Raw genomic sequence first — 20,693 nt, 5'->3', positions numbered from 1 at the left:
GTTCATCGCGATGGCCGCGATGCCTCCGGCAAGTCGGGCAAGTTCGGTAAACGCGCGTCATCGCCGAGCGCGCGCATCGGCGCGGCCCGCCGCGCCGGCGGCGCATCGGCGGCGGGCATGCGTCGCGCGCGAGGCGGCTGCCGCTTCGCGAGCCGGTGGGTCGACATGGCGCTCAGCCAGGTCATCGTCAGCGTCGCGATCAGCAGGACCGTGTACAGCGAGACAGGAATGATCCTCAGTTGCAGGCCAATCGCGAGCACCATCAACTCGACGGTGCCGCGGCAGTTCATCAGCACGCCGATCAGCGTCGCCTCGGTGCGATCGATCCCGCATAGCCGCGCGCCGGCGTAGCAGCCGCCGAATTTCGCCGCCACGCCGCCGATCAGGAACGCGACGAGCCACCCCCACGCCGCGCCGCCGTCGAGCGCGGAAAACGACGCGCGAAAGCCCATGCTGACGAAGAACAGCGGGATCAGGACGAGGTCGGCCAGCCCCGCGAAGCGCGCATCCCACCACTGTCGCAGATCGTCGCGGCCCGACAGGGCGACGGCCGCGACCAGGGCGCCGAACGCGCTGTGAAAGCCGAGCCGGGAGGCGGCCCACGACGACAGCAGCAGATAGCCGAGCGCGCAAATCAATGTCGCCGATCCGCTGCGGTCCCGGCGCGCGCGATCGAGCAGCCACAGGACGATCTTGCGCACGAGCGTGATCGACGCGACGAAGAACGCGACGAGCACGCCTAGCGCATGCAGCGTCGACGCAGGCGACAGGCCGGATGTCGCGATCGCGCCGACGGCGGCGAGAATCAGCCAGCCGAGCGCGTCGGTCAGCGTGGCCGCGAGTATCGACAGCGTCGCCGCCGGGCGATGCGCGATGCGCGCGTCGGCGACGATGCGCATCATGACGGGCAGCGCCGAAACGGACAGCGCGATGCCGCAGAACAGCACGTAGGCGAGCGGCGACGCCTGCGGCTGGAACGCGTGCGACGACGCGATCGCGATCACGCTGCCGGTTGCGAACGGCAACGCCATCCCGCACGCCGCGACGACTGTCGCGACGAGCGCGGCGGAGCGTCTTTGCGGAATCGTCCATGCGATGTGCGTGCCCGTCTGGAACATCAGGAAAACGAGCCCGAGCTCGCCGAGCCGGGAGAGGATCGCGGCCGATTCCTCGCCGGGCAGCACGCCGTGCCCCGCAGCGGCGAGCGCGCCGAATGCCGATGGGCCGAGCAGCAGCCCGGCGAGCAGCTCGCCCACGACGCGCCCTTGGCCGAGCCGCTGCGCGAGCGCGCCCAGCACGAATGCGACGACGATCACGACGCACAGTTGCAGTATCCAGTCCGCCATCTTGTCCCGGCTCCTCGCGTTTGGTGCATGCCGATGAGCGCGCCGTGCGCCGGCGCATCGGCCCGGTGCGCCGCGCGCAGGGTCGGGGCCGCCGCGGCGGCGGCCGTTCGACGCATGCGCGCGGATTGCCGCCAAGCGCGCGGGCTACATCGCGGCGACGCGCTGCAGGCCGAGCCGGGGCCGGGTCGACACGTAAAGCCCGTCGAGCGCCATGTTCGCCGACAGGCAGGGCAGACCCTCGATCGCATCGAAGAAGCGCGCGTTGTCCTCGGCTTCCGGGCTGCCGATCGCCGATGCGAGCGCCTCCTTGTTCTTGCGAAGCGCGAGGTTCTGATCGATGCGGCGGGACATTTCGCCCATCAGGTGCGACGTGGCCTGCTCGACGTCGGCGATGTCCTCGAGGCCGGAGACGAGATTCAGGAACGCGCGCCGGATGTCGCCCGCCTCGATCATGTAGTGGCTCAGCTCGTCGGCCTTGCTGAAGTAGCCGAGCTTGCCGTGCGCCTCGTAGAACGTCTGCACGAACACGAGGAAGCGCAGATAGGCCTGCCGGTAGCTGTCGCGATAGTACGCGGCGGCTTCCCGCTCGGCCACCTCGCCGCGCAGGATGCTGGCGAGCGACGCGGCGGCGAGCATGCCGCTGTACATCGCGAGGTGCACGCCCGTGGACAGCAGCGGATCGAGAAAGCACGCGGCGTCGCCGGACAGGAAGTAGCCGTCCGCCGCGAACGAATCGCAGGTGTACGAATAATCCTGCTCGGTCCTGAGCGGCGTGACGAGGCGCGCGTGTTGCGTGAGCTTCGTCATCACCGGGCTCAGCGCGAGCGCCTGCTCGTAGACCTGCTCGAGCGAGCCGGCGCGCTTCGCCGCGAGGAACGCGTCGCGGTGCATGACGACGCCGACGCTCGTCGGGCGATCGGCGAGCGGGATCGCCCACCACCAGCCGTCCGGAATCGAGCTGACGAGAATCGAGCCCGGCGCGCAATCGTCGGGCCAGCTCAAGCCTTCCCAATAGCCCCACGCCGCGACGTTGCGGAAGATCTCGTGAAATTTGCGGTTGTTCAGGTAGCGGGTCGACATCAGCCCGTTGCGTCCGGATGCGTCGACGAGATAGTCGAACTCGACGGTCGCCGTCTCGCCGGAATCCTGCGCGACGCACAGCGCGGCGCACGGGCGGCCGTCGTCGAACAGGATCTCGCGCACGCTGACGCCTTCGTGCACCTGTGCGCCGACCGTGCGCGCATGCTGCAGCAGCAAGTGGTCGAATTCCTCGCGGCGCACCTGGTAGCTGTAGTGATAGGTGCCGCCCAGCTCGCCGAAATCGAGTTTCCAGGTCTCGCCTTTCCAGTTGAAGTACGCGCCGGGCTTGCGCTGGAAGCCGTGGCGGTCGAACGTGTCGCGTGCGCCCATCAGCGTGAGGATTTCGAGACACGACGGCAGCAGCGATTCGCCGATGTGATAGCGGGGGAACACCTCCTTGTCGACGAGCGTGACCTCGACGCCCTCGCGGGCGAGGAATGCCGCGCCGGTCGCGCCGGCCGGCCCGCCGCCGATGACGAGGACTTGTGTGCGATTCGGAAGACGCATGCTTGTTTCTCCTTGTATGGGGGACGTCATGACCGCGAGCGCGTGCGCTCCCCGGATCGGCGATTCGATTCGGAGCGCTTGACGATTCAGCCGGACTCCGGCTTCGCGAATCATGCCCGGGCGCTGCCCGGGGCCTCGTCAGTTGGCGAGCGCCAGTTTGTTGACCTCGTACTTGTAATCGAGGAACGCGATGAAGCTGCGGAAATGATCGTCGACGATCGACTGCGCGTCCGCGCGCTTGTCGGCCGACAGCGGCTCGTCGAAGAAGACCGATTCGTTGATCGAATGATCGAGTTCGCTGTCGATGTGCTCGGCGCCCAGATAGCGCAGCGTATTGCCCGTATCCGCTTCGTAGGCCGCCGCGAGCTTGCGCGACGTCGTGAAGAAGACTTTCGACGTCGCCTCGCCGGCCTCCATCGACGCCATCTTCAGCAGCGGACAGTTTCCGCACCGGCGCGCGCGCGACACGAGCGAATACATGTACTGGCGCACGGGGCTGCCGAGATCGGCCCAGATCACATTGATCGCGCTTTCGCAATCGAACGCGCGATTGTTCACGCCGAGCGTCTTGATGTCCGACACCATCATGTGCCAATGCTCGCTGTCGACGTCGACGTGATCGTTGATCGCGTTCTGCAATTCGTCTTCCGGCTTTTCGTAGTGGTAATACATGCGATTGATGTCGCGAAAGGTCATGGCCAGGTGAATCAACAGCGGCGACCAGACGCGCATCATTTCCTTGATTTGGGGAAGTGTGACCGCTTCGAGCTGCGGGAAGACCGGGTGGTCGAGAAGCGCGGCCTTTTTTCTATGAATTGTTTCGAGAATTTCCCTCATGACGCAAACTCCTGTGGTGAACGAGTCGCATTGTTGTGGGGGGATCGAGGCCGAAAATTTCGAGCGGATTGTCTTGCCTCAGGACGGAGTCTAGGTGCATATGCGGATATGTCAATAAAACGGAGGGTGGAATTTTTTTAAAGAGAATGAATCGTTCGTGATCGTGATTTTAAAAATAAAGAGAGACCGATTGGTTATTTCATTGAATGAATGGTGTTCGATGATTTGATGGATTGTTTTTTACAAAAAGAAAGGGAGACAATGAGCTTGCGGTAAACGGTGGAATTGAGAATTTTGATTGACGCATTTCTCGCGAAAAACGAAATACGGGCGGCGAATCGGCTCGCCGGCGCGCAAATGCGTTCGGCGGCTCGGGGCCGATTGCCAAAATGAAGGGCCGCTTCGGCGCGACCGGGCGCTTTCGCCGCGCCCCGCTGTCGCATGAGCGGCTTTTTGCTCGCCAGCGACGACAAAAATCATCGTTTCGCGCACGGCGGCGTCTGCGCAGAATGTCTGCATTCCCACTCGCGCGTTGCGCCGCGCGTCGCCGCGGCGGCCGACACAGGCCGCGCCCGACAGCGGCATCGAAGCGGCGGCTGGCTTCGATCGAGCCGCCTTTCTGAAGGAGACAGCCGTAACCGCTGAAACAACGTCAATCGATACGCTCGTCGCGAACGGGCCGGCATGGCACGACCGGTTCCCGGGCCTCGGGTTCGAGGGCCTCGATCCGGATGCGTTCGCATCGAAGGATCAGGTGGCCGACTACTTCGAAGCGTATGCGAGAAGGATCGACGCGCCGATCCGCACGGGCGTCGACGTGACGCGCGTTGCGCGAGCGGCCGGCCCGGCTTCGTCGTCGACACGTTCGACGGCGTGATCGACGCGCGCCGCGTGGTCGTCGCGACGGGGCCGTTCCAGCGGCCCATCATCCCGCCCATCGCGCCGCTGGAGGCGCGCATCGCGCAGATCCATTCCGCCGGCTATCGCAATCCGGGCCAGTTGCCGGACAGCGGCGTGCTGGTGGTCGGCGCGGGATCGTCGGGCGTGCAGATCGCCGACGAGTTGCGGCGCGCGGGCCGGCGCGTCTATCTGACGGTCGGGCCGCACGATCGTCCGCCGCGCCACTATCGCAATCGCGCCTTCTGCTGGTGGCTCGGCGTGCTCGGCGAGTCGGTTCGTATCAGTCTTTCCAGCGTGAAAAATAGAGGAATATTCGCAAAATATCTGTCCATTTTGGTTAGCCGGACTTGGCCGGCGCGCCGGAGGCTGGCTGCTTTCAAGTTTTCCCCAGCAGATTTGGTATCCTTATTCGCCAAAGAAGGCGGTTCGCCGGTACCGATACTGCGCTCAATCGCCTGACAACAAGGGGCGCGACGCGCCCCATTCCGGCGAACCTGAGAAAAAAAAGGATTTGAACCATGACGTTGGGGCCACGCGGGCCGCAGGAGGCGGCGTTTGCGCCGATCTTCGAGGCGATTCATCGTGGGCTGTTGCAGCGCGAGCGGCTGCTGAAGCTCGACACGCCGCTCGGCGCGAACACGCTGATTCCGTTGCGCGCGGTCGGCGACGCCAGGCTCGGCCGCGATTACACATGGACAATCGACGCCGCGACCACGCGCGACGACCTGAATCCCGACGCGCTGATCGCGCAGCCCGTGACGCTGTGGCTCCAGCAGCCGCGCGGCGTGCTCGACCTGAATGCCGACTACCGGCCGATCCACGGCTATGTGCATACCGTGCGCCGACTCGGGGCCGACGGCGGCCTGACGTCGTGGCAAATCGGCTTTTCGTCGGCGCTGCACTTTCTCCGGCATCGCCGCGACGAGCATTTCTGGCTCGACCGCGATGCGCAGGACATCCTGTCCGACGTATTCAATCGCTATCCGCCGCTTCAGGGCGCATTCCGGTTCGCGCTGAGCGGGGCGCTCGCGAAGCGTTCGTATTGCCGGCAGAGCGAAACCGACTGGCACTTCGTCAACCGGATCATGGAAGACGAAGGGCTCTATGGCTACTGGACCCACGACGGTCGCGAGCAGAAGACGATGCTCCGGATCGTCGATCGCGTCGAGGCGCTGCCGGACGCCAAGCCGATCGACTTCTATCGAGGCCATGCCGGCGACGAGTTCGACGGGTTCACGCAATGGGCAACGCTGCGCCAGTTGAACAGCGTGCACGTCGCCTCGCGTTCCGGCGACTACCAGCGCCCGACGATGCCCTTCGAGGTCCGGCAGTCGGTGCAAACGACCCGCTACGTCGAGCAGACGAACTGGCGTACGCAGGAGCAGAAGGCGATTCCGTATCCGCCGCTCGAAGACTATAGCGCGGGTGCGTACCGGTATCCGGACTCGGATCGAGGCGTTGCGTGGGCGCGCATTCGAGCGGAGGAATACGAGTCGCGCTCGAGGCGGTACGCCGGCGTCGGCGGCTCGCGCTGGGTCGATGTCGGCGGCCGGTTCGTGCTGAACGATCATCCGGCGCACGCCGAAGCCGATCCGAAGGAGCGGGAATTCGTCGCCGTCGCGGCCCGCTGGACGATCGAGAACAACGTGCCGATCGCCCGCTCGGGCCTGCATTTCCCGTACAGCCTGCAAGCGGACATCGAGCGGGCGCGTTCGGGCTATGGCCCGGCGTTCGCGGTTGCGCCGCATCCGCAGGACGGCGCGATGGGCCTCTACGTCATCGAGGTGGACGCGCAGCGCACCGACATCGAATACCGCAGCCCGTTCGAGCATCGCAAGCCGTCCATGTCGGTCGAGATGGCGACGGTGGTCACGCCGAACGGCGAGGAGGTCTGGACCGATCCGCTGAACCGCGTGCGCGCGCGATTCCATTGGGACAGGCAGAGTCCGCCCGACGCGTTCGAGACGTCGCCGCCGTTGCTGGTCGCGCAGTCGGATACCGGGCAGCAGTACGGCGGCGTACACGTGCCGCGTCGCGGCGAGACCGTCTATGTCGATTTCGTCGGCGGCGACTGCGACCGCCCGTATATCGTATCGCGCGCGCCGGGCGGGGCGACGCCGCCGATGTGGCATTCGGACGGGCTGCTGTCGGGCTTCCAGTCGCGCGAATACGGAGGCGGCGGCGGTTACAGCGAGATGCAGCTCGACGATGCGACCGGACAGGTGCGCGCGCGTCTGCTGAGCAAGACGCGGGGCGACTACAGCCATCTGACGCTCGGCTACGGGATCGTTCAGCGGGGCAATACGCGCGGCCGCTATCTCGGCTCGGGCTTCACGCTGCATGCCGACCAATACGGCGCGGTCCGCGCGAATCGCGGCCTGTACATCGGCACGCACTCGACCCGCCATGACGCCGAGCAACTGGAGGTGGACGCGGCGCGCGATCAACTGAAGGACGCGGCCGAGGTGCTCGCGCAGCAATCGTCGCTGAGCGAGCAGCATCGCGCGGAGAGTCTGAAAGCGGGTCACGACGCGCTCACGGAACTGACCGACGCGACGCGGCAGCCGGTCGAGCCGGGCTTGAGCGGCGGGCGCACCTCGGGCGGCGGGACGGGCAGCGCGAACGGCTTCAAGGTGCCGGCGATGCTGCTCGGCAGCGCGGGCGGCATGGGCCTGACGACGTTTCAGTCGCTGCACGCGTCGGCGGATCGGCACGTGAACGTCGTCGCGGGTCAAAGCGCGTTCGTCGCGACGGGGAAGTCGTTCGTGGCAAGCGCGGGCGAGAAGGTGAGCGTGTTCGCGCAGGACGGGATCAAGCTGTTCTCGAAGGACGCGATTCAGATCGAGTCGCATCGCGAGACGCTCGACCTGATCGGCCAGAAGACGGTGCGAATCGTGTCGGCGACGGAGCGCATCGAGATCGCGGCGGACAAGGAGATACTGATCACGTCGGGGCAGGCGTACATCCGGCTGAAGGACGGGGACATCCAGATCCATGCGCCGGGCAAGATCGACATCAAGGGCAGCATGCACAGCTTCTCAGGCCCGGCCGGCATGCCGTATCCGATGCCGACGCAGCCGGATGCGGTCTGTGTGCCGTGCATGATGAAACGCGCGGCGGGGCGATCGGCGTTCGTGTCGACGGGGGGCTGATGGATACGCAAACCGTGTTCGGCGAGGCCGATTCGTTAGGGGCGCACCTATATGTGCTCGTCGACCCGTTGCAGAACGGCAGTCTGCCCGGGGCATTGTCGGTCCGGTCGGATCATGTCGCGTGCCTGATGGACGGCGGAGCGGACGTGCGGGCCGTTTCGCCACATCTCGTCTACATTCCCCCAAGTCACTTTGAATCGGCGCGCGCATGGCTGGAACGACATGGACCGTCATCGCCGTGCGCGACGCTGCTCGCATCGCCATTGCCGCTTGCGGCGCTCGCGGAGCATCTGAAGTCGTTTCTGCGCGTGCGCTTGCCGGATGGCGAACCGATCGTGCTCGCGTATTGGGACCCGGCGATTCTCGCGACGCTGGTCGGTTCGCAAGACGACGAGACGCTGTTCGTGAAAGGGCCGGTGCTGTCCGACGCGCAGCGTCAGGCATGGCTCACGCCGATTCTGAGGTGGACGTATTGGGATCGCGAAGGCGCGCTGCGTCAGATCGACTGGCGTCAGGATCGGATGCCGGCCTCCGCCGCGACGCTCAGGCCGCCGTTCAAGCTCGATCAGGGGCAGGTGGATGCGTTGATTGAGGCCAGTGTGCCGGACGGGTTGCTATTGCATCTCAATGAACGCGATCCGTCGACGTTAGCTGAAATCCCGGAAGGCGAGCGCTACGGATTCGTATGCCGGCAGATTGAACGTGCTCGGCAGCGCGGTATCGAGGGAGTCGGCGTGCTCATGGAATACTGCTCGCTTGCCGCCCGGTATGGGGATGAGTTCGAGGCATCGCCCGAAGGCGCTGCATTATTGAAACCGCTACTACCGGTAGCGATCGATCGACCCCAAGCATAATCAGGCTATTTGCCAAGAAGGACGCACAAGATGACCTTTGCTACATTCCAGCGCATGGCTTTCGCGGCGGGCTTTGCTGTCTTCACGCTGACCGCTTGCGCGGGTTCCGACATTCTTCCCGACGATCCGTTTGCTGGGGAAGGGCCGGCGCTTGCGATGGTGCCAGCCAATCATACCGATCGCTGGGCAGTGAACATCTTTGTAGAGAAGTATTGGGCGGGGGATGTGAGCCCTCGGGGAGGGGGCGCGAAGGCGGCATGCTGTTTCCCTGGCATGAAAGACTGGAGTAAGCCGGTCACAGTGACTTGGACTTGGGACGCCGTCGAAGACCCGAAAACCAAGGCCGTAACAGTACCTGAAGAAAAGCGCAGTGTTCAGGCGAACTTTCCGCCCGGCGGTCCGCATCAAGATTCCGACTGGCACAAGGCGGACGCCTACCTGTGTGTCATTTTACGAGATCGCAATACCGCTGCTTTGGCTTTTTCGCCCAGTCGATCGGGGTGCATGACGAAGTAACTACACAACGGGAGAGATTCATGACGGTTCGACAAGCGGGCGCGCCAATTACCAACGAAGCACTCAAACAAGCAGCAATCGACGGCGTAACGGAACGTATCCTTCTGCAATGCCCCGAAAATCAGGCAGAAAAAATCGCGTGCCGTCTTTACCCCGCACTATCGTTCTTTTTCGACGGTACGAACAACAACATGGAACGAGACTTGCCGCAGAACAAGCACTCGAATGTCGTCAAATTATTTCGAGCGGCAAAAGATTCCATCCAAGAAGACGCGAGGTCCATCTATCTTTCTGGTGTGGGGACGCCATTCAAATTCGTCAAGGTAGCTGGCTACACCGATCATCTGAAAGACGATGAAGGTGGGGTGCTTGGGCTTGGACTCGGCGCGGGCGGTGAGCTTCGTATTAAGTTTGCCCTCGCGGAATTTTCTCGATTGTTGGAAGTTGAATGGGGACCGGGCTCATGGAAGCACATGCGCGCAGTTACTGTCGCGATCTTCGGCTTTTCTCGGGGTGCGACGGAGGCGCGCGCATTTGCTCGTCGATTAATTGAACAAAAATGCGTGAAGGACGGGGGCAAGCTGTATTGGGCAGCCCCGAGCGGTGTGCGCGTGCCGTTACGTATTACCTTCATGGGCATTTTTGATACGGTCGCCTCGGTCGGCGGCCCCGCTCTGCATCTCGATTGGGCGTCGGAATTGGCGATACCGGCCGAAGTAGAGCGATGCGTGCACTATGCTTCGGCGCATGAAGTTCGACGCGCATTTCCGCTCGATTCGGTGCGCGTCGACAAGACCTATCCGGGCAACTGCGAGGAAGTCGTATATCCGGGCGTGCATTCCGATGTCGGCGGTGGTTACGGGCCTGAGGAGCAGGGGCGCGTTCACGATCTTTCGTTGATTCCGCTGAGGCATATGTTTGCGGAGGCGTTAAAGGCCCGCGTGCCGATGATTCCTATCGATCAGATGCCAAGGAACATCAGGAAGGATTTCGAACTGGCTGATGAGGCTCGTGTCGTGAAGCTGTACAACGAGTATATGGCTGCGCTTCCGGCCGCGTTCGGCGATGGCCTCGAAGCGCTGATCCAACCGCACCGTTACCTGAACTTCCGGTGGCGCAGCGTTCTTGCTCGCAACCGTGCGGACGATCGCGTATTGGGGCGGCTCTATCAAAAAGTCGGCGCATCGTTTTGCGCGGCCGTGTCGGCCGGAACCGACGCTGACCACCCGCCATGCCAGCCGAACGAATGGGTCTATGACGTCCCGAAGGATCCCGAAGAGCAAGCCAGACAACTATTGGGCGAGCAACGGCGGCTGGAGCGGCATATCGAGTTCCTGCGCAACCCGATCGAACGCCGCCCCGGCCCGCATAGCTACCCGCCGACCCCGCGCGAACTGACTCCATACGAAAAAATGATCCTGTCGGCGTGGGACGAGCAGGAGCCGCCTTTGCTGGCCGTCGATCAACTGCTGGCCGAATACGTTCACGATTCGGTTGCTGCATTCACGTCGTGGCCCTGTGCGCTATGGGATCAGCGGGGGATCTGGTGTGACCAGCGGCGCTATCTCGCGGAGAATGACCCGATGAATGCGGGGGATTTAGCAGTGGCGTAGGCTTTTGCCGATGTCAGAGCCATTACGGTGGCTCGAGCGGTCTTCCCGGAAAGAACGCGGGGACTTCAGCGTGGTTTGTGCGTCGATGTCTGAGGGCGAGTGGAGAGCAACCAGAGCCGCGTTGCAATTGATCTGCGATCCGGTTAGGGCCGGATACGCTAAAGCCCGCTGATCACGGGCACTTTTCCAGTGCGACAGATTTGCTACAGCACGAGGCGAGAGGCTTGTGGAACAAGACTTTTGCCTCTCATTCCATCCCCTGAACCACGTGATCCACAAGGGGAAGTACGACATCGAGTCGATCTTCGTCGCGGACGGCGGCATCTCCGGCCGCTTCAATCCGCAGGCGCTCGCGGCCTGCGCGATCGGCGTCGCCGTGCAGATTCCGTTCATGAACACGCCGATGTACGCGGGCCCGATTCCGCGCTACCTCGACGGCGCGGATCTGTCGTGGCTCGTCGGCCTGCAGGCCGTCATCTTCCCGGGCGCGGAGCCCAATCCGACCGACATCAACGTCCACGACGGCATCGAGCTCTATCAGCGCGAGGGGTGCGACTTCATCGTTTCGCTCGGCGGCGGGTCGTCGCACGACTGCGCGAAAGGCATCGGGCTCGTCACCGCCGGAGGCGGACATATCCGCGACTATGAAGGGATCGACAAATCGACGGTGCCGATGACGCCGTTGATTTCGATCAACACGACGGCGGGCACGGCAGCGGAGATGACACGATTCTGCATCATCACCAACTCCAGCAATCACGTGAAAATGGCGATCGTCGATTGGCGCTGCACGCCGCTCATCGCCATCGACGATCCGCGCCTGATGGTGGCGATGCCGCCCGCGCTGACCGCCGCAACCGGCATGGACGCGCTCACGCACGCGGTGGAGGCCTACGTTTCCACGGCCGCGACGCCAATCACCGACGCCTGCGCCGAAGAAGGCCATCGCGCTGATCGGCGAATGGCTGCCGAAGGCTGTCGCGAACGGCGAATCGATGGAGGCGCGCGCTGTGATGTGCTATGCGCAGTATCTCGCCGGGATGGCGTTCAACAACGCGTCGCTCGGCTATGTGCACGCGATGGCGCACCAGCTCGGCGGTTTCTACAACTTCCCGCACGGGGTCTGCAATGCGATCCTGCTGCCGCACGTGTCCGAGTTCAACCTAATTGCCGCGCCTGAACGCTTCGCCACCGTCGCGTCGCTCCTCGGCGTCAATACGGCAGGCTTGAGCACCGTCGACGCCGCTCGGGCCGCCATTGCGGCGATCCGCGGGCTCTCGGCATCGATCGGCATCCCGGCCGGCCTGGTCGCGTTGGGCGTCAAGGCCGAAGACCACGTCCGCCGCCTGGCTGTCTCGTCCCGACTGGAATGGTCCGTACCATTCGACACGTGTCTGCCATACGCGTCGCTTAATGTGCGTACGCGGCGCCGGCCGCGCCGGCGCGGGATGCCTCGCGTGAGCCGGCTTCTCATCCAGTACGGCGCCGGGCGACTCATCGACAGACGCAGGCCATGTGCGACGACAAAACCGACCATCACGATCGTCCGGCACGCGGCGGTTCGCGCGCGGCACGGGAACGGGAACAGGAACAGGGATTCACGCTGATCGAGGTGCTGGTCGCGCTCGCGATCGTCGCGATCGCATTGGGCGCCGTGATGCGCGCGATCGGTGCGCTCGCGTCGGACACCGATACGGCCCGCATGCGCCTGCTAGCGTTGTGGAGCGCCGACAATGCGCTCGGCGAGATTCGCATCGCGTCGAGCTGGCCGCCGGTCGGCGCGCGCACGTTCGCGTGCCCGCAGGGGCGTTATCCGTTCGTGTGCCGCCAATCCGTCGCGGCGCTGCCGAGCCCGCTCGTGCGCCGGGTGACGGTGAGCGTCTATCCGTCGGCGTCGAGCCGCAACGTGCTCGCCGAAGTCGCGACGGTGATCCAGAATGAGGCGCGGCGCTGAACCGCGCGCGCTAGCGCGCGCACGGGGCTTCACGCTGATCGAGATGCTGGTCGCGATCGCGCTGCTGGCCGTGATCGCGTTGCTGTCGTGGCGCGGGCTCGACGCGACGATCCGCGGCCGCGACGGCATCGCGTCGAATCTCGCGCAAACGCGCCTGCTCGGCCGCTATTTCTCGCAGTTGCAGTTCGACTTGCTGAACCTCGTGACGGCCGACGAGGTGTTCGGGCCGCCGCTGCGCATCCTGCCGAACGAGCTCGTGATGGTGCGTCACCTCGGCGTAGGCGGCGGGCCGACGCAGGTACAGGTCGTGCGCTACCAGTTGCGCGGGCGCGAGCTCGTGCGCAGCGCGTCCCGGCCGCTCGCGTCGCTCACCGAGGTCGAGGACGCGCTGCATCACATGGATGCGTTCGCGCGCGTCGTCGTCGGCCGCGATGCGCGGTCGATGCAGCTTTCCGTATGGATTCCGCCCGGCGGATGGACCACGAGCCAGGCCGTCGTCGAGCAGGCCTACGCGCAATTCCTCGCGCAGCACGGCGTGAGCAATTCGACGTCGCTCGGGATGCCGCTGCCGCGCGGGGTTCGCTTCGCGGTCACGATGGGCTCGCCCGCGGTCGAATACGTGCGGACGATTCCGATCGGGCAGTGACGGCGCCGCGCGACGCTGCCCATGCGCCCCGGCGGGCGCCCGGGCGCGGATCGGATCGAGCGCGGGCATGCGCTTGCGGCGCATCGGCACATCGTCTGCGCGACCGGGCCGCCCGAGCGCGAGCGCGACCGCCCCGGCGCGAAAAGCGCGCCGTCCCCCAGGGCGAAATGGTCCGTAACTTTCGTCATACGTCTGTTATCGGCCGTCCGTTAGTCTCGCCGTGGGCATGATCGCCGCGACCGCCGCTTCGGACGGTCGAGCGGCGGCGCCGGCAATCGGGAAGGGGGCGAACGTGACGGTCGAGCACCGGCATGAGGCACACGCGGGCGCGTCGGGGAACGACGCGTCCGGACAATGGCAATCGGCAGCCGTTCTGGCGCGCGCGAGGAACTGGCACAGCGCTGGAAGGCTCGACGACGCGGCGCGCGAGTATCTCCGCGTGCTTGCGAAGGCGCCCGACGATCCGCGGGCGCTGCATCTGTACGGCGTGCTGCAGTTCCAGCGCGGCGCGGCCGACGACGCCGAATCGCTGCTGCGCCGCTCGATCGCCATCGAGTCGGGCGTGCGCGCGCTGTCGGATCTCGGCGCGATCGCCGGCGAGCGCGGCCGCCTCGACGAGGCGCTCGAGCATTTTGCCGCCGCGTTGCGCGCGGAGCCGGGCGACGTGCAGACGCTCGTGCGCCGCGGCAACACGTTGCTCGCGCTGCGCCGCCATGACGATGCGCTGGCGTCGTTCGACCGCGCGCTCGCCGTGTCGCCGCTCGTGCTCGATGCGCTGTGCAATCGCGGCAGCGCGCTGCGCGCGCTCGGCCGCTTCGACGAGGCGCTCGACACGTACGATCGCGCGCTGATGGTCGAGCCGCGTTCGTTCGAATCGTGGTTCAACCGCGGACTCGTGCTTCGCGAACTGGGGCGGCCGGCCGACGCGCTGCCATGCTTCGACCGCGCGCTCGCGATCCGGCCCGGCATGGCCGCGATCGCGGCGGAGCGCGGCCGGGCGCTCGTCGCTCTCGGCCGCTACGGCGAAGCGCTCGCCGCATACGACGAGGTGATCGCGGCCGATCCCGCGCGCGTCGACGCGCTCCATGACAGCGCGGTCGCGCTCGCGCGGCTCGGCCGCGCAGACGAGGCGCTGATGCGCTGCGAGCGCGTGCTCGCGCTCGATCCGCTCCACGCCCGCGCGCTCGCGAGCCGCGGCGACGCGCTGTTGCAGCTCGAGCGTTACGGCGACGCGCTCGACAGCTATGCGCGCGCGCTTGCGATCGAGCCGCATTCGGCCGAGACGCTGTGCAATCGCGGCACCGCGCTGCGATTCCTGAAGCGCTTCGACGAAGCCCTGGCCAGTTGCAACGCCGCGCTCGCGTGCGACGGCCGCTTCGCGCACGCATGGATGGCTCGCGGCGGCGTGCTGCGGGATCTGCACCGCCACGACGAAGCGGCGGCGTCGCTCGACCGTGCGCTCGCGCTGCGCCCAGATCATGCGGCGAACTGGCTCGATCGCGGCAACCTCCATGCGGACATGGCGCAGATGGACGACGCGCGCGCCGCGTACGACCGCGCGATCGCCCTGCATCCCGGCTACGTCGACGCGCATGTCGCGCGCGCGTCGCTTCATCTGATGGCGGGCGAGTTCGCGCGCGGCTGGCCCGAATACGAATGGCGGCTGCGCGATGCGCGGCTCGCGCGTCACGATCGCCCGTTCACGCAGCCGTCGTGGCGCGGCGACGCGCCGCTCGACGGCAAGACCCTCCTGATCCACGCGGAGCAGGGTGTCGGCGACACGCTCCAGTTCTGCCGCTACGTGCCGCTCGCGGCCGCGCGCGGCGCGCGCGTCGTGTTCGAAGTCGCGCCGCCGCTGCGCACGCTGATGGCGTCGCTGCACGGCGCGGCTGACGTAATCGCGCGCGGCGCGCCGCTGCCGCCGTTCGACTGTCGCGCGCCGCTGCTGAGCCTGCCGCTTGCGTTTCGCACCGACGAAGCGAGCATTCCGCGCGCGGCCGCCTACCTGCATGCGGACCCGCAACGCACGCGCGAGTGGGACGCGTCGCTCGGCGCGCGGCGCCGGCCGCGGATCGGGCTCGCATGGGCCGGCGATCCAGCGCACCCGAACGATCACAACCGGTCGATCGACCTCGCGCGGCTCGCGCCGCTGTTCGATCTCGACATCGACTGGGTGAGCCTGCAGAAGCTCGTGCGCGAGCATGACGAAGCGCTGCTCGCGACCGTTCCCGTGCGGCGCGTCGACGACGAGCTCGGCGATTTCGCGGACACGGCCGCGCTGATCGGCGCGATCGATCTCGTGATCGCAGTCGATTCGGCGGTCGCGCATCTCGCGGGCGCGCTCGGGCATCCCGTCTGGCTGCTGCTGCCCGATCCGCCGGACTGGCGCTGGATGCGCGCCCGCACCGACAGCCCGTGGTATCCGTCGGCGCGGCTCTTCCGCCAGCCGGCGCCCGGCAAATGGGCGGACGTGATCGACGCGGTGCTCGCCGCGATCGAGGCGATGGCACGTTAGGGTCTGTAAACAGACCCTGGGGATAACGAAGCACAACGATCAGCGACCAGCGGGGGCCACACGATGACATCGAACGGGGAAGGGACGACACTCGCGAGCGCGCTGGCGGAGCCGCGATCGCCGGATCGCCGCCCGCCCGACGCCGCGCAGCTCGAACGGCTGCTCGCCCGCGCGCGCAACGCGCATCGCGAGGGCGCGCTGCAGCACGCGGAGAAAGCGTACGCCGAGCTGCTCGCGCTCGATCCCGATCACCCGGAAGCGCTGCATCTGCTCGGCGCGGTGCGCTTCCAGCAAGGGCGGCTCGACGACGCCGAGCCGCTGATGCGGCGCTCGGTCGAGCATCGGCCGGCGCCGCTCGCGCTCGCGAACTACTCGGCCGTGCTCGCAGGGCTCGGGCGCGCGTGCGACGCGCTCGCGCGCCTCGACGAAGCGCTCGCGATCAATCCCGCGCATCCGCGCGCGTTGTACCAGCGGGCCGGCCTGCTCGCGCAACTGGCGCGGCACGACGACGCGCGCGCCGCATACGATCGTTTGCTCGAACGGACGCCCGGCTTCGCCGACGGCTACGTGAAGCGCAGCGACACGCTGCGCGCGCTCGGCCGCTTCGACGCCGCGCTCGCCGATTGCGACCGCGCGGTCGCGCTCGCGGGCCGCACGTTCGACGCGATGCGCGCGCGCGGGCTCGCGCTGCGCGCGCTCGGCCGCTTCGGCGACGCGGCGGACAGCTACGGCCACGCGCTCGCGCTGACGCCGGGCAGCGCCGATGTATTGTTCCTGCGCGGCGTCGCGTATCTGGACCTGCACGAGCCCGAGCGCGCGCTCGCGGATTTCAATGCGGCGATCGCGGCGAGCCCTGGGTTCGTCGACGCGATCTTCAACAGCTCGATCGCGCTCGACCAGCTCGGCCGGCACGACGACGCGCTCGCGCGCTGCGAGCGCGCGCTCGCGATCGAGCCGCGCCACGCGCACGCGCTCGCGAATCGCGGCAACGCGGCGAGCCATCTGGGGCGCCACGGCGACGCGGTCGACAGCTACGCCCGCGCGCTCGACGTCGAACCGGACAGCGTCGGCGTGCTGTGCAACTACGCGAGCGCGCTGATGCGCGTCGATCGCCATCGCGATGCGCATCGCGCGTGCGACCGCGCGCTCGCGCTCGCGCCGCACGATCCGCACGCGTCGTTGACGCGCGCGCGCGTGAGGCTGGAGACGCACCGTTACGACGAGGCGCTCGACGATCTCACGCGCGCGATCGCCGTCGCGCCGCGCGAGAAGCTCGCGCATTTCCACCGCGGCAACGCATTGCGCGCGCTGCGGCGTCACGAGGAAGCGCGGCAGGCCTACGCGGATGCGATCGACATCGATCCCGACTACGCGCCCGCGCACTGCATGCGCGCGTTCCTGTGCCTGTCGATCGGCGATTTCGAAGCCGGCTGGGCCGAGTACGAATGGCGCTGGCGCGACAGCCAGCTCGACGGAAGCCGGCGCGACTTCGCGCAGCCGCGCTGGACGCGCGGCATGCCGCTCGACGGGCGCACGATCCTGCTGTACCACGAGCAAGGGCTCGGCGATACGCTGCAGTTCTGCCGCTACGTGCCGCGCGTGAAGGCGCTCGGCGCGCGCGTCGTGGTCGAGGCGCCCGTCGAGCTGAAGACCCTGTTCGCGACGCTCGACGGCGTCGACGCGCTCGTCGCGCGCGGCGAGCCGCTGCCGCCGTTCGACCTGCATTGCCCGCTCCTCAGCCTGCCGCTCGAATTGCGCACCGATCTGTCGTCGATTCCGGCGGACGTGCCGTACCTGCGGGCCGACCCCGTTCGCGTCGAGCGCTGGCGGATGCGTCTCGGCGCGAGCGGCCGGCCGCGCGTCGGTCTCGTGTGGTCGGGCAATCCGCTGCACGTGAACGACCGCAACCGTTCGATGACGCTCGCCGATCTGCTGCCGCTGCTCGACGACCGCTACGAATGGGTGAGCCTGCAGAAGGTGATGCGCGATGACGACCGTCCGGCGCTCGACGCGAGCCCGGTTCGCTTCGTCGGCGACGAGCTGGCGGATTTCGCGGACACGGCCGCGCTCGTCGAAGCGATGGATGCGGTGATCAGCGTCGATACGTCGGTCGCGCACCTGGCCGGCGCGCTCGGCCGGCCGCTCGCCGTGATGCTGCCGCACACGCCCGACTTCCGCTGGCTGCTCGATCGCGACGACAGCCCGTGGTATCCGGGCGCGCGGCTGTTCCGCCAGCCCGAGGGCGGCGAGTGGGCGAGCGTCGTCGAGCGGGTCCGCGGCGCGCTGCCGGCGCTCGTGGCCGCAGGCGCGCGGTGAGCGCGGGGCCGGCGTCCGGCGTGCATGCCGCATCGCTGCGGGCAGCCGTCGACGACGCGCTGCGCCACGCGCGCAAGCGGCTTGAGCAGCGCGATTTCGCGGGCGCGGGGCGGCTCTACGAAGGCGTGCTGACGATGATGCCGGACCACGTCGAGGCGCTCCATCTGCTCGGGCTCGTCCATCTGCAGCTCGGCGATCCGGCGCGCGCGGAGCCGCTGATCGCGCGGTCGATGCGGTTCGGCCTGAACCAGCCGTGGAATCTCGCGAATCATGCGGCGGCGCTGACGGGCGTGGGCCGCCATCGCGAAGCGCTCGACGCCGCCGAGCGCGCGCTCGCGGGCGACGCCGGCCACGCGCCGTCGCATGCGGCGCGCGGCGACGCGCTGCTCGCGCTCGGCCGGCACGACGACGCGGTGGCGTCGTACGATCGCGCGCTCACGCGCGAGCCGGGCCGCGCTGCCACGTGGGTCCGGCGCGGCGAGGCGCTGCGCGCGCTCGGCCGGCCCGCCGACGCGCTGATCAGCGTCGGGCGCGCGCTGCGTGTCGATCCGGACGACCCGCGCGCGCACGCCGAACGCGGCCACGCGCTGCGTGCGCTCGGTCGCGGCGACGAAGCGCTGCACAGCTACCAGCTCGCGATGGTCGTGCGCGGCAAGACGCCCGATCTCGTCTACGCATGCGGGTACGCGCTGATCGAGCTGGGCCGGCCGGCCGAGGCGCTCGCATGCATCGACGAAGGGCTTGCCCGCGCGCCGGACGACGCGCAGTTGCTGTTCGTGAGCTGCGTCGCGCTCGATCTGCTGCACTTGCGCGACGAATTGCTGAAGCGATGCGACCGGCTGCTCGCGCTGAACCGCGACGACGTCGGCGCGTGGATCGGCCGCGGCAACGCGCTGCTCGGGCTCCGGCGCCACGCGCAGGCCGCGCACGCGTATGGCGAGGCGCTCGCGCGCGCGCCGGCCGATTTCGACGCGCTGCGCAATCGCGCGGGCGCGCTGCGCTCGCTCGGCGCGTTCGACGATGCGCTCGCGCTGTACGACCGCGCGCTCGAAGCGGCCGGCCCGCATGCGGAAGTGCTGTGCAACCGCGCGCTCACGTTGCAGCATCTCGGCCGCCACGACGAAGCGCTCGCCGGTTACGCCGCCGCCGCCATCGCGCCCGGCCATTCGGCGCAGGAGATCCATGCGCGCGCGGTCGCGCACCAGCAGCTCGGCGATCACGCCGCCGCGCTCGCCGATTTCGCGCTCGCCTGCGCGCGCGATCCGAAGCACGGCGTCGCGCGTCGATCCGAGGCGTTCTGCCGCCTGCTGATGGGTGATTTCGATGCCGGCTGGCGGCAGCACGAGGCGCGCTGGGACGCCGCCGACGTCGCGCTGCACCGGCGTCATGCGGACCGGCCGCAATGGCGCGGCGACGTGCCGCTCGCGGGCCGCACGCTGCTGCTGCACGCGGAGCAGGGTTTCGGCGACACGCTGCAGTTCTGCCGCTACGCGAGCCTCGCTCACGACCGCGGCGCGACCGTGCTCGTCGAAGCGCCGCAGGCGCTGGCCGAACTGCTCGGCACGCTGAGAGGCGTCGCCGGCGTCGTCGCCGAAGGGCAGGCCGTGCCGGCGTTCGACCTACACTGTCCGCTGATGAGCATGCCTTACGCGTTTTGCACGACGCTCGACACGGTGCCGGCGGACGTGCCGTATCTGCGCGCCGACCCGCGGCGGCGCGCCGCGTGGATCGAGCGGCTCGACGCGGCCGCGCCGTCGCGCCGGCTGCGGGTGGGGCTCGCATGGTCCGGCAATCCGCTGCACGCGAACGACGAGAACCGCTCGATGACGTTCGCCGCGCTCGCGCCGCTCGTCGCGCTCGACGCGACGTTCGTGAGCCTGCAGCCGCAGGTGCGCCCGCGCGACGCCGACGCGTTCGGCGCAAGCGGCGTCCTGTCGTTCGACGGCGCGCTGACGGATTTTGCGCAGACGGCCGCGCTCGTCGACGCGCTGGACCTCGTCGTGAGCGTCGACACGTCGGTCGCGCATCTGGCGGGCGCGCTCGGGCGGCCCGCGTGGGTGCTGCTGCCGCGCGTGCCCGACTGGCGCTGGCTGCTCGATCGCGACGACAGCCCGTGGTATCCGGGCGCGACGCTGTTCAGGCAGACGCGCCCCGGCGACTGGCGCCCGGTGGTCGAGCGCGTCGCGGCGGCGCTCGCCGCGCGCATCGCGCGGGGAACCCGCGTGACGGGCCGACTGTGACAAAAGCTACGGACCTTTCGCGGGCGGCCGGAATGGTCCGTAACACCCGCCATGCCGTTGCCATCGGGCCTTCGTATGTTCTCTCGATTCCACGGCCTGTCACGGCCTGTTTCAGGCGCAGCTCGGACGCAACCCGGGCGCAACCCAAGGGCAACGACATGCGCGGCTTCGATTCGGCGTCGTTTCCGGCGCGTTTCGTCGCCATGCGCAATTTTCC

14 protein-coding genes and 2 pseudogenes are annotated in these 20,693 nt (G+C 67.6%); 12 read left to right on the top strand and 4 right to left on the bottom strand.

Features of this window, described 5'->3' with window-relative positions; translation table 11 throughout:
• Window positions 1-2 precede the first annotated feature (2 nt).
• From WS92_RS20455 to WS92_RS35035, 4 genes are all read right to left on the bottom strand, one after another.
• On the bottom strand, window positions 3-1,346 hold the full coding sequence (locus WS92_RS20455; protein WP_059930768.1) for a cation:proton antiporter: 1,344 nt from the start codon (window positions 1,344-1,346) through the stop codon (window positions 3-5).
• Between the two features lie 144 nt (window positions 1,347-1,490).
• Window positions 1,491-2,933, bottom strand: a complete 1,443-nt coding sequence (locus WS92_RS20450; protein ID WP_009912243.1) for an NAD(P)/FAD-dependent oxidoreductase — start codon at window positions 2,931-2,933, stop codon at window positions 1,491-1,493.
• Between the two features lie 138 nt (window positions 2,934-3,071).
• Complete coding sequence (locus tag WS92_RS20445) at window positions 3,072-3,770, bottom strand: hypothetical protein (RefSeq protein ID WP_009912245.1); 699 nt, start codon at window positions 3,768-3,770, stop codon at window positions 3,072-3,074.
• Between the two features lie 194 nt (window positions 3,771-3,964).
• Window positions 3,965-4,243 carry a hypothetical protein gene (locus WS92_RS35035; protein ID WP_141668071.1) on the bottom strand — a complete coding sequence of 93 codons (279 nt, stop codon included), beginning with the start codon at window positions 4,241-4,243 and terminating at the stop codon, window positions 3,965-3,967.
• 146 nt (window positions 4,244-4,389) lie between these two features.
• On the opposite strand from WS92_RS35035, the pseudogene WS92_RS20440 reads away from it, so the two are divergent.
• From WS92_RS20440 to WS92_RS20395, 12 genes and pseudogenes are all read left to right on the top strand, one after another.
• A pseudogene (locus WS92_RS20440) lies at window positions 4,390-4,940 on the top strand (NAD(P)/FAD-dependent oxidoreductase); the annotation flags it as partial.
• Window positions 4,941-5,188: 248 nt separating this feature from the next.
• Window positions 5,189-7,822: a type VI secretion system Vgr family protein gene (locus WS92_RS20435; protein WP_061083875.1), complete on the top strand. Its 2,634-nt coding sequence runs from the start codon at window positions 5,189-5,191 to the stop codon at window positions 7,820-7,822.
• The gene (locus tag WS92_RS20430; protein ID WP_059932540.1) at window positions 7,822-8,676 is read left to right on the top strand and encodes a DUF4123 domain-containing protein; all 855 of its coding nucleotides are present in this window, start codon (window positions 7,822-7,824) and stop codon (window positions 8,674-8,676) included. The genes WS92_RS20435 and WS92_RS20430 overlap by 1 nt, the downstream gene beginning before the upstream one ends.
• 30 nt (window positions 8,677-8,706) lie before the next feature.
• Window positions 8,707-9,192, top strand: a complete 486-nt coding sequence (locus tag WS92_RS32810; RefSeq protein WP_082743762.1) for a DUF3304 domain-containing protein — start codon at window positions 8,707-8,709, stop codon at window positions 9,190-9,192.
• 20 nt (window positions 9,193-9,212) lie between these two features.
• On the top strand, window positions 9,213-10,805 hold the full coding sequence (locus WS92_RS20425) for a T6SS phospholipase effector Tle1-like catalytic domain-containing protein (RefSeq protein WP_061083896.1): 1,593 nt from the start codon (window positions 9,213-9,215) through the stop codon (window positions 10,803-10,805).
• Window positions 10,806-11,196: 391 nt separating this feature from the next.
• Window positions 11,197-11,769 (top strand): annotated as a pseudogene (locus WS92_RS36755) (iron-containing alcohol dehydrogenase); the annotation flags it as partial.
• Between the two features lie 31 nt (window positions 11,770-11,800).
• On the top strand, window positions 11,801-12,412 hold the full coding sequence (locus tag WS92_RS36750) for a dehydroquinate synthase/iron-containing alcohol dehydrogenase family protein (RefSeq protein WP_231755845.1): 612 nt from the start codon (window positions 11,801-11,803) through the stop codon (window positions 12,410-12,412).
• Window positions 12,319-12,759: a type II secretion system minor pseudopilin GspI gene (gspI, locus tag WS92_RS20415; RefSeq protein WP_006026851.1), complete on the top strand. Its 441-nt coding sequence runs from the start codon at window positions 12,319-12,321 to the stop codon at window positions 12,757-12,759. The genes WS92_RS36750 and gspI overlap by 94 nt, the downstream gene beginning before the upstream one ends.
• On the top strand, window positions 12,743-13,405 hold the full coding sequence (locus WS92_RS20410; RefSeq protein ID WP_059928453.1) for a PulJ/GspJ family protein: 663 nt from the start codon (window positions 12,743-12,745) through the stop codon (window positions 13,403-13,405). Before gspI ends, WS92_RS20410 begins: the two co-directional genes overlap by 17 nt.
• 292 nt (window positions 13,406-13,697) lie before the next feature.
• Entirely contained in the window at window positions 13,698-15,920 is a 2,223-nt protein-coding gene (locus tag WS92_RS20405) for a tetratricopeptide repeat protein (protein WP_059928477.1), read from the top strand.
• A 63-nt stretch (window positions 15,921-15,983) separates the two neighbouring features.
• Window positions 15,984-18,236: a tetratricopeptide repeat protein gene (locus tag WS92_RS20400; protein ID WP_059928450.1), complete on the top strand. Its 2,253-nt coding sequence runs from the start codon at window positions 15,984-15,986 to the stop codon at window positions 18,234-18,236.
• A complete protein-coding gene (locus WS92_RS20395; protein ID WP_059928447.1) occupies window positions 18,233-20,476 on the top strand; it encodes a tetratricopeptide repeat protein in 2,244 nt (747 codons plus the stop codon). The genes WS92_RS20400 and WS92_RS20395 overlap by 4 nt, the downstream gene beginning before the upstream one ends.
• The last annotated feature ends 217 nt before the right edge of the window (window positions 20,477-20,693 follow it).

Origin of the sequence: Burkholderia sp. MSMB1588 (assembly GCF_001546925.1) — a bacterium.
GTDB lineage: Bacteria > Pseudomonadota > Gammaproteobacteria > Burkholderiales > Burkholderiaceae > Burkholderia > Burkholderia humptydooensis.
Note: the sequence above shows the minus strand (reverse complement) of the source record. Positions and strands in the feature narration are given on the sequence as shown.